5 protein-coding genes are annotated in these 17,045 nt (G+C 67.9%); 2 read left to right on the plus strand and 3 right to left on the minus strand.

Annotation, left to right across the window (positions count from 1 at the left end; all coding sequences use genetic code 11):
* Positions 1–112: 112 nt before the first annotated feature.
* The 3 genes from I3V78_RS19495 to I3V78_RS19505 form a co-directional block, all read right to left on the minus strand.
* The gene (locus I3V78_RS19495; RefSeq protein WP_204489969.1) at positions 113–5,638 is read right to left on the minus strand and encodes a protein NO VEIN domain-containing protein; all 5,526 of its coding nucleotides are present in this window, start codon (positions 5,636–5,638) and stop codon (positions 113–115) included.
* A 210-nt stretch (positions 5,639–5,848) separates the two neighbouring features.
* A complete protein-coding gene (locus I3V78_RS19500) occupies positions 5,849–7,486 on the minus strand; it encodes a sigma 54-interacting transcriptional regulator (protein ID WP_204489970.1) in 1,638 nt (545 codons plus the stop codon).
* 14 nt (positions 7,487–7,500) lie between these two features.
* Positions 7,501–10,122: a hypothetical protein gene (locus tag I3V78_RS19505; protein ID WP_204489971.1), complete on the minus strand. Its 2,622-nt coding sequence runs from the start codon at positions 10,120–10,122 to the stop codon at positions 7,501–7,503.
* 255 nt (positions 10,123–10,377) lie between these two features.
* Here I3V78_RS19505 and I3V78_RS19510 point away from each other — a divergent pair, with 255 nt between their 5' ends.
* Complete coding sequence (locus I3V78_RS19510; RefSeq protein WP_204489972.1) at positions 10,378–13,203, plus strand: AAA family ATPase; 2,826 nt, start codon at positions 10,378–10,380, stop codon at positions 13,201–13,203.
* Entirely contained in the window at positions 13,200–17,045 is a 3,846-nt protein-coding gene (locus I3V78_RS19515) for a DUF2357 domain-containing protein (protein ID WP_204489973.1), read from the plus strand. The genes I3V78_RS19510 and I3V78_RS19515 overlap by 4 nt, the downstream gene beginning before the upstream one ends.

Here is a 17,045-nt window from a genome sequence, read left to right on the forward strand (position 1 = left end):
GGGGAGAAAAGCGACGGCCCCGGAGATCGCTCTCCGGCAGAGGGCCGGATGGCCATCTTCGAATGCATCGAGGGCTGGTACAACCCACACCCCAGCTGCTCCAGCTCCGATTTCAACCGCCATCCTCCTCATCCCTCACTTCCCGGTACCGCACCCTCATTCCAGCCTCATCAATGATGAATCGATCCCGCTGGTCCTGATCGTATGGGTTCGGGAGAAATCGTACACGGGGTTCACTGTTGAGGTTGCCAATGTGCAGGATGCGGTATCGCTGGCGGCGCTTGTTGGCCAATTTGAGGGCTTCGCGCACCTCAGATGAACCCAGCTCGAACTGTTCGCTGGCGTCCAGTGAGGCCTTGACCTCGATGTGCCATGTGCAGCGGCCGTCCACCACCCGGAAGTCGTAGCCGAGGCTATCGTCCCCCTCGTTATCGGTGAAGACGTAGGCGCTGTTCTTCGAGCACCACGCGCTCGCGCCGACTGCAGTCTCTCCAAAGCGCTTCTGCAGGATGCGGAACGCGAGGATCTCGCCGATGAGGCCCACGATGCGCTTCTGGCCGTCGCTCATCTGCGAGCCCTTGCGATTTCCTCCGCTGCCTCCTCCGTTGCCCTTCGTCTGCCGTCTCTTTCCGCCACGCTCGAGCACCTCCAGATTCGTACCTTCCAGGGAGGACGTCAGTGCGCCGAGCTCCGCATCGGAAAACTTTTTCGAGAAATCCACCCAGAGCTGCGCTCCCAGTGTTGGCGCATCAGGGTCATATTCGCCGCCGCACACGCGCGCCAGGCGTCCCCTACGCTGCGCTTCCTGCTGGGCATTCGTGATTGGCGCCGCCGCCGTCGCCTCATCCTCGGCGGTGACGCCCAGGCGCGTGCGCACGTCCGCGATGCTCGTGCCGCCTTCAATGGTGGACCAGAATGAGGGATCTGGCACCGCACTCTCGATGTATTCGCGAAGCCGACGCAGCGCTTCGGCGTCATCGAAGCGCGACAGGTATCCATCACCGCGCATCAATCCCTGGCGCACGTGGGTCAGCAGCAAGTTCGTGGTTTGTGCCCAGGGTCCGATGGGTTGTGATCGCTTCAACCGCCATGCGGCGGCGCAGTTCTGGATTAGCCCCAGGAGCTGTCCACACCGGTCCAGGTTGTCACGTAGGAGGCTCGATGGATCAAGGCGTGGCTCAGCGCCTTCCAGCTCACGTTCGATGGCGGCGCAGAGCATGTTGATGTCTGTCGCTGTCTCGAGGAGGGCGAGGGCTGCATCCGCACCGGGGAGTTCGCCGAACGCGCCGCGAAGTTCACGGAGCGCCGCGTGGAATGGCACCTCCCAATAGGTATGTGCAAGGTGTGTCGCTTCGGGATCCTTCTGAAGCGCTCCGACGACGCGCACGTAGTCGCCTGGCTGGTTCTGTTTCGCGGCGAGCCAGCGTGCAATCGAGAGCAGCGGGATCAGCGTGGCCGCGCGGTGGGTGCGAAGCTGAGCGCGCCACTCAGGATTATCGAGTTCCCTGTACTCGGGGCCGGACGCGCGCAACGCCGCGTTCCAGGCCAGCAACTCCGCCCGGCCGCCTAGCCGCCCCCAGAGTGCCAGACCCATCGCGCGATCGTCACTCTCTCGGGCCTGCGCGACGAGCCATGCGGCGTCGAGCTCCGGCTCCACCCAGGGGCTGATGTAGGCCAGCACATCATCGATGGAGCCGAGCGTTGCCAGCTGGCCGACGTGGAAGTTGGGATGGAGCAGCTTCATCACTGGTCGCAGCCGCTCGACGACCCACTGAAGGTTATTGAACCACCGCTGCCGGACCTCCTCGTGCTGCTCGTTCGTGATGCCGACTGAGGCCAGCGCGCGGTGCTGGGTCTCCATATCGGGCTCGCGCGTATTCCCAAGGCGGGTCAGCGCGAGGCGGAGATGAGAGACCAGGTCATACCTGTCGAGGACCTGCTGAAGGGGGCTGGCCATCGCCTCGAGCCACTCCTTCGATGTTGGATCGTAGAGGAGCGTCCTGGACTCGGCATGCCACAGTGCCTGCCCCGGTTCGGCGCCCCCGTCCCCGAGCCCCTTCACGCGCACCGCCAGCCCCTCGACTGGCTCGATCCGTATTGCACGCAACAGGGCCTGAGCTTGAGCGAACTGCTTCGTCTGGGTTCCGTACTGCTCCCCAGCAAAAGCGGACACCGTCAGCGCGAACGGCGCCAGCCAGCTCAGCGAACTCTTATCCAGCCGCTCGTTGGTCGAGGAAGGCGTCCATGCGACGTCACCTCGCATGGGCTCAAGCTGCAGGCTCGACAGAGCGCGCACGCGGTCGCCGAGCACCTGCTGCAGCGTCGGTCGCAGGAGGGTGGCCACCTTCGGCGCGATCTGCAGGAGCGGTAGCTTCGCTGAAAGGGTCCGCTCAAGCCCACGCGCCGCGATGTCCGGGACGTACAGCGGGTCTTCCGGCGTTGGCTCCATTGCCAGAGGCCCTTGACTGCCACGCATGACGATGAACCGGCGTGGGAACTGTGGCGGACTCGCGGGCTCGAAGGCCGCCCACGCATCGCGCGCCTGAGCCAGGAACACCGATCGGTGCACGGGATCGAACCGCTGCTCGGCCGCGCTCGAGGCCAAGTCGTCAAGGAGCCGGGGGCTGGACGAGACCTGCTCGAAGTCGAGTCGCGGCATTCCGAGCGCGACGAGCTGTTCCACGGGCGATGGGTTCATCGTAATGGCGGTGCGCACGACGGAGAGCGGCGCTGGCCGCAGGTGCTCGAACTGTCGTGCCTGACGGCGATCGACGGCCTGCTGCACGAACCATCGATCGCGGGGGCGCGCCCCCTTTGCCTCTTCGTCAACCCATATCCACTCCAGCTCTTCGAGCGCGTGCCCGAGGAACGAGAGCGGCGAAATGGTATCGGGCCGTCCCCCGAGCTTTCGAAGAGTGGTGGTGCTCCACCCAGACGGCCAGCATGAGAGCGAGTGCAGAAGAACCTGCGTCAGAGCGGCCCGTCCCGCCGGAGAGAGCGCGTCGAAACCATCGAGCGCGGCGATACGCTGTTGTCCCTCCCATTCATACGTGAAGTTGCCCCAGAAGGTCGAAGTGATGGTCTGACGGCACCGCTGGAGGTAGGCTCGCCACTGTTTAGGAAATACCCCGCGAGGTGCCTGCTCCGGGAACTCCGAGACCCTGCCTTGGGCGAACCAGCAGAAGGGGACCCAGTCTGTGAATGGACGCAGTCTCAGCCCGCGGGTGGTGCCTGCCTGCTCCAGCCATGTTGCCAGGACTGTTCCGTGTCCTGACCAGCTCGGATCATCCGGTGGCAGCAGCAGCCGGTCCCGCTCGTGGGCAGCCTCTTCGGTGTTGGCTTCATCGAGCAAAGCTAGAAGCGCCTCTCCTCCGCGGTGCGCCCATCCTGGTCCAAATGCCGCGTCCGATGCGACGAACCATCCCCCGCGGCAGGGCACCAGCAGCTGACCCAACAGTGGTATCAGCGAGGCGTGCTCGCGCGAGCCCCGGATGATGCGCAGCGCGAAGTCGAGCGCCTCCCTGCAGCGAACCGCCTCCTGTGTGCCCTCGGTGATCCTTCCGCTCGGCAATGAGGGGATGACGACATTGCGTAGAATGGGCTGAGCGCTGTACTCGTCGACCAGTGTCTCTCCGAGATACCGGCGGACGGCTGTCTTCTCTCGCCTGCCACTCGAGGCTACCTGGAGGAGCGGAATACGGTCCGAGAGGAACGCAATGCGGCCCTTGAGCGAGCGGGGCACCTCGATCCGGCTCATTCCCTCTGCCGCAGTGGAATCATCCTCTTCGCCTCTACCCGGTTGGAAGAAGATCTTCGACGCGGAGCTCGCCAACAACTCACCGTCCCGGGAGAGCAGCACGCACTGATCGCGCAGCACCCGCGCATGCGTGCGAGGAATGAGTTGCTCGGTTTCGAGCCAGAACGTCACCCACTCCGCTCCATCCTCCGTGGGCTCCTGCTGAGTGCGGGCGTGGAGGGCACGTGCCACGCCCTGCAGGGTGACTGCGAACTCGTGATGGGTGGGTCTCTCCTCGAGTTGAAGCTGGCGGAACAGGTGGGTGAGAGCCGTTCGACGCGACTCGAGCGCTTGGTGGATGGCGGCGAAAGAGGCATGGTGCCGAAGTTGGTCCGCTCCCAGGAGTCTCATGCCTGCGAGCCGGGGGATCAGCCTTGCTTGCTGGGGCGTCTTCCAGCCCTTGTCCGTGAGCAGCAACTCGACGTTCTTGAGACCCGGGAGGATGCTCTCCGCCGCGCTGCTGCTTCCTTGTAGCGGCGCTAACAGGTCGACGATCGCGAGCGCATCCTCGACCTCTCCTCCAGCAAGGTACTGGTGCACGAGTTCGCCGATCCACCCGAGCACATAGCGGCGCAGCAGTTCATTGAGAGGGTTCTCCCAGTCGATGTCCTTGCGGCTGAGGTCTCCGTAGAAGGGTGCATGCAGGTGTGCGGCAACTCCCGTGGAACGCTTCGTCGGAAGGTGGATGAAGTACAGCCCTTTCGCGGGGCGGTCGCAGCGCACGGCAACAGCGAGAGAAGCCTCGCGTAGCTTCTTCCAGCTATCCGGAAGCTTCTGCACGGCGGCCTGAAGCTCCGCTGTTTCGACTTCATTCGCGCCGCCTGCGGTCCGCTCCCAGAGCCGGAACACGGCTTCCCCCTCGACGCCATCCTGAGTGACACGAACTCTGCGTTCGACGCTCCCGGGCGATGCTGCTACCGTGGACTTGCGATAGCTGCGGGACTTCCCGCTCTCGACGTGCAGCTCGAGGTGCGAGAGCGCGTGCAGGAAGAGGAAGGTCTCTTCGTCGATCTCCGCGAGTCGCTCGAGCGTCTTTTGGTGGGAGGCCTTGTCGCGGAGTCGGAGCCGTACCACCGTGCTGAAACCGCGGGACGCGTAGGTGTCGACATGGGGGTCGGGCGCGGTTGCTGGCAGTGGCAGCAGGTACGCCGACAGCAGCCGCGCCTCCCTCATGGGATCCGTTCCGGTCGCACCAAGCCGATCTCGATAGCGCTCCGCCTCCACAGACCCGGTTGAGAGCACAACGCCATCCAACCTGACGTGCGCCTCGTTGCCCCCTTTCTGCAACTCGAGCGCCGCCTCGCCGATGGCGATGATGATGTCTGGCGTGAAACGGAAACAGTAACCGTCGAACCGTGTCGCCCCGGAGCCGAGATCCGGGGCGTCCGGTGCGCGTGAGTAGATCTCCGGCGCATCGCACACTTCCAGCACGCTGCGGAACCCGAGCCCCTTGTGACCGATGGACTGGGTCGGATCCTTGTTGCTCTGCCCGAGGCGGGTGAGCGCGAGGAAGTTGTCGTAGTGGAAAGGCCGCCCGTCGTTGGCGACATAGAGCGATGCCGCGCCCGAGGGCTCCGTCACCAGTGCTACCTCGATACGTCCTTTGCCTACGTCTGGCGCCGCAAACAGGGCATCGTGTGCGTTCTGCAGCAGCTCGATGATGAAGCGAGAGTGGTACTGATGCTCGATCTGCTCGGTGAGGCTGTGGACGGTGCGGTATTGCGTCGTCCCGTTCCCCAACTCGGCGATGAAGGTGCGGATCTCGCCGATGGTCTTCTCTCGGATGCACTCACCGGGCTCCTGGGTCCGAGAAATGTCACCCTCTGTCTTCTTGTTCGCCATGGCTTGGAGCGCGGGAGGATATCAAGTCGGCGAAGCCCCAGATTTCGGCCAACGATGGGCAACTCCTGCTTGGGGCTGGTGCGCAGCCGGGTGCGGTAGGGCTGGAACTCAAGTCGGGCGAGCGGCCCGGTGCGAGGCTCCGACGCCAAGCGCGCGGGCTGGGTCCCCGCGCAGCCACGGAGGAGAAGGCCGAGCAGCAGAGCCAGGTTCTCAACGAAGTGTCTCCTTCCAGTACTCCGCATACCGGGTCCAGCGTTTTTTGAAGGAATCCGTGGGGTTGCCCTTCTCCCGCTCTCCCTGGAAGGGCAGGAGATTGCGTTCACGTATCCAGCGCCAGGCCTCCGCGTGGTTCCGGGTGGCGCGCCTGGCCTGGAGGAGCCATCGGGCCTCCCATCGCTCCAGCTCCGACAGAGACTCCACCGCACCAGCCTGCATCGCCTCTTCCAGGTCCGCCCAGGTGCTCCGTTCGGCTGGCTTGCCGGGAGGTATGGTGCCCCAGCGCTCCTGGAGGAAATGGGTCTCCTGCGCTACGATATCGGTGCCGATGCCCACGCGTCTCGTCTTCCCACGCCGGTGCGACCAGGCCAGAAGCGCGAGCCGCTCGGTGGACTGCTCCACGTCTCGGAAGTTCCAGGTCCATTGGCTCTCCGATGAGAACGCGAAGTGTTGGAGTGCCTCGATGGCGTCCCGGTGGAGGATGAAACGCACCGTTCCCCCAGCGCGGTGGGCGACGTGTTGCTCCATCAACTCCAGGCGATCCAGGTACGCTCCGAGTATCCGGTGCCGTGAGCCGGTCAGGGCGGGGAGGGCCACGGCATGGGTGGAGATTCTGCCGAGCAGATCAAGCCTGAAGCGCCCCGCAGCTGCGTCCTCCCACAGGTTGCGGTGGGTGCCGAGCACCACGCGGACATCCACCGGGTGCTCCTTTTCTCCGCCCACGGGGCGGATGTGGCGGACCCAGAGTCCCCCCTCGTTCCGAAGCTCGAGAGCGGTGAGCAGTTTGGCTTGCAGCGCCAACGGCAACTCTCCGACTTCATCGAGAAAGACGGTCCCCCGGTGCGCGGAGCGGAAGAGTCCCTCCCGGGTGTGGGTGGCACCCGTGAAGGAGCCCTTCTCGTGGCCGAAGAGCTCCGCCTCCAGGAGGTCCGCGGGAATGCCCGCACAATTGATGGGCCGGAACTCGCCCTGCCGCTCCAGGTGTTTCGCCCAGCTCGCGTGGAGTCTCCGCGCGGCGTGTGACTTGCCTACGCCCGTGGGCCCGGTGAGCAGGACGTTCCAGGCGAAAGGCGAGTGGCCCAGCAAGCGGAACTGCTGCTCGGGGTGCTGACCCTGGGCCGGTCCCGCCGGGGCCTGGAGCCGCTGGACGATGAAGCGTCCATCCGCGCCCTCTCGTACCAGCGAGGCCATCACGCCCTCCTGCTCAAGCTCCTCGATGAGAAGAGTCCATTGTGCTGGGGGGCCCGTTACGGTCGAGACGACGAACTCAGTGGTTGCCAGCCGGGAGCCGAACTGGCGCAGAAACGTCTCGAGGAAGCGTCGGATGGGCTCTCGGGCTTCGCTTCTGCGCGAGGGGTCCGTCCACGCGCTTCCCCTGCCCAGGGCGAGCGGTTTACCGCGCGAGCGAGGCCTCTCCTGTTGGATGTCCTCGACCAGCTCTCGAGCCACGCGCTCCACGGCGCTGTCATCCGCCTTGTAGAGGACCACCACGTCATCGAAGAGACCCCGGCCATCGACGTCACGGAGCGCCAGCTCCAAGCCGGGGCGGTGCTTGCGACCGCGCGCGTTGCGCTGGGAGCCAGCGAGCTGGAGCAGGATGCGTCGGTGAATGGGGGGTGGGGCGGGTTGCATCCATCCTCTCCTGCTCAACGGAAGTTGAAGGGAAGGCAGCTCTCGAGAAGGGCCAGGGGGCCTCGTTCCCACCGACCTTCCAGCGCCGCAGTGACCGTGCTCCAAGGCGCCTGGGGGAGTGCGCGTCGCAGGGCCTCCACCTCGGGGCGAGGCCAGTGGATCGCCAGGCCGAGCTGCGTGCCGACCAGACCGATGGTCAATCCGATGAAGGAAAGGGTCGGCCCTTGCTCTCCAGCCAGTGCAAGCTCCACCCCGCTCAGGAGGCGGGTCTCGGACTCCGGGATTTCTCCTGCCTGGTGGTGCAGGAGCCCCCGGTAGAGCTCGATGAGCGGCCACGGGTGCCCTTCTCCCGTCCGCCAGCCCTCTCGCTCGTCCAGGTAGGCCCGCCGCTCCTCCGGGGTGCCATGCGAGACGAGGAAGCGCAGCAGGAGGTGGTGAGCGAACTTCTCGCTCACCGCGGAGCTGTGTGCCACCCTCCGGATGGAGTCCGTGGAGAGGGGGACGATGGCCGAGACGCGCTCGCGGATTCGCTCGGGCGAAGCGCCGGGCGTGTCCAGGGTCGCGATGGCAAGATATGTGGCCGTGTGGCGCTGCTCGGCCCGCGCGACGTCCTCGTCCGACAGCAGGGAGAAGGCCTGGAGCGCGGAGAGGAACAACTGCTCGGCTTCGGCGTACAGGCCGGTGAAGGCGGCATGTTGCCCGAGCGAGCTCTGGATTCGTCCGTAGTGCTGGAGCCCCGGTACGGCGGGGGCGACGTCCGTCCAGCGGGCCAGCGCCCGGGTCGCCGCCCTGAAGTCGAACCGATTCGTCGCGAGCACGGCGCGATCCAGATCGGCCTGACACACCAGCACGGGGGCTTCGTCCCGAAGCCGGCTCCCGAGCGCCTCGAGCTCCTGCTCCAGGGCGTTGTCCACCTCGCCGGCATGGTTGGCCCGCTCCAGCCGTGCCGTGAGCCAGGCCAGACGCAACAGGGGCTTGAGGCTGTGGCCCTGGGGCATGCAGGAGGCGAGGAAGGCCACCTCCCGGCCCAGCTCGCGCAGCCGGACAGCCTTGCTGTCGAGGTGGGCCCGCACCGAGTCGAGGAGCGCCTGCCAGTAAAGGGGGGACTGGAGACAGCTCTCCCGCACCCGGGACAGGAGGAGGTAGGGGATGGAGCCCGACACCTCCGCGTCCGGCTGCTGGACGAGGGCCCGCCACTGCTCACCCGAGAGCCGCTTGCCGCCGCTGCTCGCCTCCCAGCTCTCTCGAAGGACCCGAGCCTGTGCCGAGTGCAGGCAGCCCTCGCGCAGCCCGCTCTGCTTCAGCCGGGCTACGCTCGCCCCACTCGTGCTAGCCCAGGTGAAGGCGAGGGCATCCACGTAGCCGTTGAGCACCGAGTCGCTCTTCCTGATGAGACGCAGGTCGAGGGAGAGCTGCCGGAAACGATCCGGCTCCTGCTCGGTGAGATGCCGGAGCAGCTCGGTGGCCGTGGCCTTCCAGCTCGTATCCGCCACGTACTCGCCCCGCTGCTCGATGAGTACGGTGAGGTGGGCCGCTCCCTCCAAGGGGAGGAGGCGGCAGACCCAGTGGATGAGGTCCAGGACACCGGTGACCCAGCGGTCGCCGCGTGAGGGCGGGAGCGCGTCCAACTCGAGTCCGAGCACGCCCACGGGCGCATCGAGGACGTCCTGCACCACCGCGTCGATGGCCCTGGGGTCCCGTTGAGCCACGGCGTGCCAGCCCGGCTTCAGCGGGGGAAGAGGGGTGGGCTCCGGGACGAGCAGGCCCACGAAGCGGCCTCGGGGCAAGGAGGTGGGGGCGGAGCCATCCTCGGGGATGGCGCCCGCCTCGTCGATGAGAAGCGTCCAGCGGGAGGAGGGCCGCAGCAGGTGGATGCGGTGGTCGATGGCGCCCGGCCGGACGGTGGAGGCGGGGCCGCCCACCCTCTGGGCCAACCGGCGCGCGCGCGCGGCATCCGCCTGTTGGAGCGTGCTGAGCGCTTTCTTACGGAAGCCCGTCCACCAGGTAACCCGCCGCACGGCCTGCTCGAGGGCCACCCGGGTCTCCGGGGCCTCCGCGCCGTACTTCCTGGCCAGGACGTTCAGCTTGTCCAACTCCTCGGAGAGCTGCTCTCCCTGGCGGATGGCTCGCTGAGCGGCCGCACCGTCATCGGCCCGCGCTTCGGGGAAGCTCAGGACCAGGGCCTGCGCTTCCTGGGTCTTTTGCGCCTGCCGGCCATACCAGCTGGCCGCGCGTTGGAGCTCGTAGAGCGCCCTCTCATAGGTGGGGGGCGGCGGCTCGCGCGGGGGAGCCGGGGCCTTCGTCTCTTTTCCAGGGACTGATACAGGGCCCCGCTCATCCGTGCATTTCACCTGGGAGGCGAGCGTGACGTCATCCCAGCCGCCTGGTGCGATGGAGGCCAGGGCCAGCGCGAGCTGGAGCGACTCGTCGGGCACCACGAGCTGAAGCCGCTTCCCCTCGGCTCGCCGGGCCGCGAGCTGGGGCCCCAGCTGCTGGCGAAGCAGGTCGAGCCTGGCCTCGAGCGAGCTCCCCATCCTCCCCGTGAGCGTGTGAGGCGTGCCCTCACCATCCAGGGTGAACTGCCTTCCCTGCGTCGTGTTCGTCACGCGCAGGGTCCATCGAGACGTCGTATCCATGCTCGGACCCCCACCGTCGACTCTAGCAACAAGCTCGCCAGGGGCCATTCCCTGGGACGTGGAGGGGATTGGACTCGCCAGATGGCGAGAAGTGCTCGCCATCTGGCGAGGGTTGCTTCGCCCATCCACGAGGGGAAGCCCCGTCCTCCCCTGCTCGAACGCTCTGGCATCATGGGTGCAGGTGTGACGGGGCGAGCTGCCGCGATATCTTCCAACACGTATCGGTGGGTTCATTCCTGCCCGGGGGAGAAGTGGATGACTGTCGAGACGGGTTCTGAGGGGAAGTCTGACGCGCGCGAGAGCGCGGCTCTAACGGAGGCGGCAGGTCTGCGTGAGCGCATCGAGTCCGTCTCACGCGAGTCGGATAAGGCCCTGCGAGAGCTGAGCGCGCGGGTCGAGGCCATCTACCGGGCGGTCGACGACCAGAAGCGCGGCGCCTCCTCCTCTGCGAAGCGGCAGGAGGAGATCGCGACCCGGCTCCAGGAGCTCTCGAAGCAGCTGGCCGGCATGGCCGAGGGAGAGGTGTTCCAGAGCACGCTCGAGCGCGCGGTGACCGGAATCAAGCGGGGGGCGGAGGCTCAGCTCGAGGAGGAGCGCGAGGAGTCCCGGCGCAAGCTGGAGCGGTCGCAGCAGGAAATCCTGGCGGAGATCGTCCGTGCGACCACCCGGGTGGACAAGGCCCTCCAGGAGCTGAGCGCCCAGTCCGATGAGCTCCAGATGACCATGGAGGAGCGGCGCAAGCTCATCCGGGACTACAAGCCGGGGACGATCGAGGAGCAGAACCAGCGGATCGCGGTGCTGCGTGGGCAGATCCACGAACTCGAGAAGGAGCGCCTGGAGTTGAGGAAGGAACGGGAGGAGCGGGTCCTCGAGCTGAAACGGCTGCAGTCGAGCCAGGGCCACCTCTCTCAGGAAGAGCTGGAGGCGAGGCGCAAGTCCCTGGATGCCCGCGAGGCTCGGATTGGCAATGCGGAGGAGGTCCGGGTCGAGCGTGATGCGCTGCGCAAGCAGCTCGACGAGATCGAGCCCGTGCGTCTGGCCTACGAGCGGGGCCAGCAGGCCATCCGGCTGGACGCGACCCTGCGCACCCAGAACGCGGCGCTGACCAAGCAGGTCGACCAGCTCCTGGCGGACAAGGAGGAGCTGCTGGCCCAGTTGGGCAGGCGGGAGCAGGCCCTCGAGAGCAGGGACAAGCGGCTCGCGGAGCACAAGCGGACGCAAGACGAGCAGGTCAAGCGCCTGCTGGCACTGGAGGCCGACAAGGCCGACAAGGAGAAGCGCATCCAGGAGCTTGAGACCAGCGTGGAGGTCGAGCGTGAGCGCTGTGGCAAGCAGCTGGAGAGCCTCCAGGAGAAGCGGGCGGAGCTGGAGGCGTGGCACCGGCGCCTGAAGGAGGCGGAGCAGGCCGCGTTCGCCAACCGGCTCGAGGAGCGCAAACAGTTCGACACCTGGAAGCAGGAGCGCCAGCGTGAGCTCGACCTGGCGGAGAGGACGACCGAGGAGACGGTCCGGAGGCGGGTGGCGGCGGAGAACGACGCCCAGGTGGCGGAGCTGAAGCGCTCCCTGGGAGATGCCAACGCGCAGCTCGCGAGCGTGAAGCAGATCAAACAGCGACTCGAGTCCGAGCTGGAAGCCGCCCAACAGGCGCGTGTGGCGTTCCTCTCCGAGAAGGCGCAGCTGGAGGCGGAGGTGGAACAGGCACGTCGGGAGATGGAGGCGCTCGACCAGCGGGCCCGGGCGACGGAGCAGCATCTGGCCCAGCTGACCCCCCAGCTTGAGGGGCTCCGGGCGAGGAAGGCCGCCCTGGAGGAGGAGAACAAGGTCGCGCTTCAGGGCTTCGAGGAGCGCCGCCAGCGTGAGAAGGCGGAGCTGGACGCCCTCATTGAGCAGCGCAAGCAGCTGGAGGAACGGACGGTCGACAAGAAAAAGCGGCTCGAGCCCATCCAGTCGCACTGGGAGGCTCCCCGCCGCCGCCCGATGGTGGAGCAGCGCGAGGAGCAGCGCTGGCTCGCTGACGTGGCGGAGCGAATCGAGAGGACGGGGTTCAAGTTCCCCCGCCGTCTCCTGGAGGCCTTCCACACCTCGCTGAAGATTGCCTCGTGGGCCCCGCTGACCGCGCTCGCCGGCGTGAGCGGCACTGGTAAGTCCGAGCTCCCCCGGCTCTACGCGCACTGCGGGGGAATCCGCTTCCTCTCCGTTCCCGTCCAGCCCAACTGGGACAGCCCCCAGGATCTCTTCGGCTTCTTCAACTACATGGATGGGCGCTTCCGGGCGACGGACCTCGTGCGTGCGCTCTACCAGAGCCAGCAGCCGCCAACGGAGGGGTTCAACGATGGCATGCTCCTCGTGCTGCTCGATGAGATGAACCGCGCCCGGTTCGAGCTCTACTTCAGCGAGCTGTTGAGTCGGCTGGAGTCACGCCGCGGAGCGGGGACGGAAGATGAGAGGTGCTTGCAGGTGGACCTCGGGGCGGGGGTCAATCCACTCAAGCTCCCGCTCGGGCAGAACGTGCTCTTCGTCGGCACCATGAACGAGGATGAGAGCACGTACAGCCTCTCGGACATGGTGCTCGATCGCGGCAACGTGCTGTCCTTCCCGCGGCCCCGCCGCCTGAAGCGCCGCGAGTTCTTGCAGACCCTGACGCCGCGGAACGAGGTGCTGTCGCACGACACGTGGAGTGGGTGGATTCGAGAGCCCGCGAAGCTGCCGGACGAGGCGCGGGAGGCCATCACCCGGACGCTCGAGCAGGTGAACGAGGCGCTTGCACTCGTGAACCGCGCCATCGGTCACCGCGTGCTCCAGGCTGTCGAGAGCTACGTGGTGAACTATCCTGGGGACCTCACCTCCGAGCAGGCCTGGACGACGGCGCTGGAGGATCAGCTCGCCCAGAAGATCATGCCCAAGCTCCGGGGCATCGAGCTGGACAGCCAGGCGGGAGGCGAGTGCCTCGACGCCATCTCCTCGGTGCTCCAGGAGCAGGCTCCCGCGCTGCGCCGCGACTTCGAGCAGTCTCGCGAGCGCTCGCAGGGGGCCTTCATCTGGTCCAGCTCCTCCTACCTCGACGGGAAGGGGGATGCTTGAGCACCGCCGCCACGTCGCCGGGAGTCGGCGAGCCCGACCCGGACGAACTGGAGCGACGTGCCTCCGAGGTGAGGAGGGGCGGAGCGGATGCGCTCGGGGCCCGGTGGGCCGCGCTCGTCCTGGCCGAGCACGTCATCGCCACCGCGGCCGAGCTGGATGTCTCGACGGGTCGGCCGTTGGCGACGCCGTTGCTCCAGGCCCTCGCCCGCCTTCGGGAAGACACGCGTGAGGGGCGCTGGCCCCTGCCTCGCGACGGGCTGGCTCGGATGGTGGGCCTCGCGGTGGAGGCGCTTGAGCGCATCGTGGCCTCGCCCCGCTGGCGTCCTCAACGGACGCGAGTCCGGCTCCAGCCCGAGAAGGTTCGCCAGCAGGACGTGAAGTGCCTCACCTGGCTGGCGCGCCAGCCGGGCGTCACGTTGCAGGAGAAGAGCGTGTCGGCCCGTCAGGTGCTCGGCGTCGTCCGGGAGCGCAACCACGACACCCCCGAGAATCGCCTCGTGCAGCGGGTGCTCCTGGGGCTCGACCGGCTCGTCCGGAAGCGGCTCGAGGCCTGTCACCAGAAGGAGTTCGACCTGTTGGTGCCAGCCCTCGAGGAGGAACTGCGGCGGCTGCGCCGGCTGGTGCGTCGGGAGTTGGAGGCCTCGCCGCTGGCCGGTGTGGTGCCGAGCCTCCGTCCCGAGCCCAACAACGTGCTCCTGGGAGACCCGGACTATTCCCGGGCCTGGCGTGCCTTCCGCTGGCAGGGCTCCCGGGACGCGCAGGCCGCGCGGATCCTACGGCAGCAGGACGCGCGACTCTCGGCGGCGCTGGGGGCTCTGGTGCTCGCGACGATGGCCGGGCGCAAGGATGTCGTCCTCGAGAACGTGCTCGTTGGGGCCGAGCTGGAGGGGCTGCCCGGGTCGGGCTTCGGGCTGAGCATCCCGAAGACGCCGCTGCTGGCCGCGCCGTCCGCGGGGCGGGTGGGACTTCTCCTGTTCGAAGCCCGGAGCGCGGAGGGCTGGCACCTCGAACAGCGCCTCTTCGCCGGGGAGGCCATTCTGGAGCAGGTCGACGTCCGGGCCTTCACGCTCTCCGCCACCTTTCAAGAGGACGCGGAGCCTCTCCCGGGGCGGGGGCTCCCCGGGCGGGTCCTCCTTCGGGCCGAGGGCCACGAGGAGTCGCTCGAGTTCCTCGCGGATGCCGAGGGGTTGCGGAGCGTGGGCCGGGTGCTCTCGGAGCGCTGGTTGGGACCCGAGGCGGATGCCTCCGCTGTCCTCCTCCTGCCGCGTGAGGGAATGCCCAGGCGGGAGGGGGCCCGGTGGGTAGGGTGGGACGTTTCCACGCCCACGCTCCAGGTGGCGTCCGGGCTGGACGCCTCCTCGCACAGGGGACTGTCGCTCGTCGGTCGCCAGCGCTCGGATGGGCGATGGTTCGTTGGGAGCGAGGGCCTCTCGCTGCTGGGCGCGGCGCCGAGCCTCGGGGGACCGGAGGTGCTCGCGCGTCTCACCCGCGTGGGGACGGAGCCCGCTCTGCAGGAGCAGGCCAGGACGGTGATGTCGACTCTGTTCCGTGCGGCGCTCGAGGCGGGAAACGGCCCGGGCGTGGGGGGCTCCCTGGCCATCGCGGTTCCGGACGGCACCGACGAGCTCGGGTTGAGCCTGCTGCGCGAGGCGCTCCCCGCGAGCCAGCTCGGCGCGCTCTTCGTTCCTTCCTCGGTCGCGATGGCGCTCGAGTGGCGTCGGGGGCGGGGCTCTCCTCCCGTCGACAAGTCGGAGCCGGTGATCGTGCTGAACTCCCAGGCGCCAGGGCTCACGGTGACGTACCTCGAGCTGCTGCGCGACAAGGAGGCTGACAAGGCCGAGGAGCCCTTCGTCTGGCAGCGTGCGCTCCCATTTGAGGCGCTCGATGAGGCTCACGGCGTCTCCGCGTTGGCCTGGGAGCGGATGCTGGCGCGAGAGGCCGTTGTCCGGGCCTCGGGAGGCTCCCTGGAGGATCCCCTGCTGCGGAGGAGCGCCGAGCGCCTGGTCGAGGGTGGGTTGCTCTCGGCCCTCCTGGAGGATCCGGCGGGGCGGCCGGTGCTCGTTCCCCTCGGCGAGGAGGGACGTGGCTGGCTGCGTCTCGAGCGTCACCACGTCGAGCCGGCCGCGGCCGTGCCTATCTGGCTGGACGCCTTCCGCCGCTGGCTGGATGCGTTCGAGCGGAGCGGGGGCGGGGAGCGGCTCCGGGCCCAGGTGAATGGACGGCCTTTCACGTTCCTCCTCGCGGGAGCGCCTTTCGACCAGGCTGCCCTCCGAGACGGCGCGCGCGCCGAGCTGACCCGCTACTACGCACCGAAGCATGTCGAGGTGCTCGAGGGCGGAGCGGGGGCGCTCGCACGAGGAGCCCGGGAGGCCCTGACGCGGCGTGCTCGCGGTGTGCCCACCTGGAGTGACACGCTCCCGCCCCTCCGGCTGGAGATTGACACCGAGCGGGGGCCCGAGTGGATTGACCTGCTCGACGGGAATCGCACGGTTCGTCCGGGCGAGCGTGTCGCGGTGACCATCTCCCAGCAGCTCGTGCTTCCCTCCGGCGAGCGCCGCATCTTCTTCCCACTGTCGCGGGATCGCGGCTCGGACCGGGCCACCGCCGGGTTCGTCGCCGCCCTCGAGCACGAGTCCTTTCCGCTGACGCAGCCGGTGAAGGTCCGGCTCTCGGTGGACTTCCACTACGCGCAGGATGCCTTCAGGGTCCACGTGCTCCCCGTCGAGTCCGCCCCCTTCACGGCGCTCGAGTTCCGCTGGGAGGCGGGCACTCGTGATGCACGTGAGGACATCTGCGACCTGGCGCCGGAAGTCCCAGAGGGGCTCCCCTGGGACGAGTCCGATCCCGACGTGGGTCGGCTCGTCGAGGCCGTGGGGAGGTTGCGCGAGCGGAGCGTGAAGCTCTTCCGGGGGAATGTGATCGCGGACGTGAAGGACCCCAAGAAGCGGGCTACATTCCTCGAGGGCGTGAAGGAGGTGCTCAAGTGCCTCTCGGACGTGGAGTCGGGGATGAAGGGCCTGTGGTGTGGCTCGCGGCTCCCAGGCCCTCCCGTGTGCGTCACGTCCACGCTCCTGGAGCTGCTGCCCCTGCTGCTGGAATTCGGTGGCCTTCCGGAGGAGCCCGCTCGCGGCTCCAAGAAGAGCCAGCCCCTGACGAAGTCCTCGCTGTGGTCGGACAAGCAGGTCGGGACGGAGCTCGACAAGCTGCGGAGCGCGGCGCTCGTGACGCTCGGGCTCCTGCGGGGGGATGCACCCGCGGCGGTGCTCCCCGAACTCCTCAAGCGCGCCCGCCAGGAGCCCGGAGCGCAGCGCCTCGTCGAGGCTGTCGGCCGGCAGCTCTCTTCGAGCAACAGGCCCGTGGTCGCGGAGGCCCTGCGGTGGCTCGGGGCGCAGCTCGAATGGGGTGACAGGGTGCGGCCCCAGTCGCTCAAGCTGCCGCTCTGGGCCCTGGCCACTGGCTTCTGGTCGACCCCGTCCGCCGTGTCGGAGCTGTCCGCCGAGGACACCTCGCGCCTGGCGACGTCCTGTGAGGCGCTGCTCACGCGGATCGCCGACGAGTGGCATGCCGAGCGGGTGGGTGCGGATCTCTATACGGAGACGTTGGCGGTGTTGCTCGGCCTGCTACGATTGCGCCCCGACACGCGGGAGCAGCGGCTGGTGGCGGGGACTCCAGAGGCGGAGCGTCTGGCGATCGTGACCGAGCGCGCCGCCGCGGCGCTCTCGAGGGCGGAGCGGCCAACGCGCTTCCGATTGAAGCTGGGGGATGGGGAGAATTTCTCCAACGTGGTGTGCAACGCGCTCCGCGGGCAGCGGCGTGTGCGTGTCTGGGCATTCGAGGAATGA

The organism is Archangium primigenium (assembly GCF_016904885.1).
Taxonomy (GTDB): domain Bacteria; phylum Myxococcota; class Myxococcia; order Myxococcales; family Myxococcaceae; genus Cystobacter; species Cystobacter primigenius.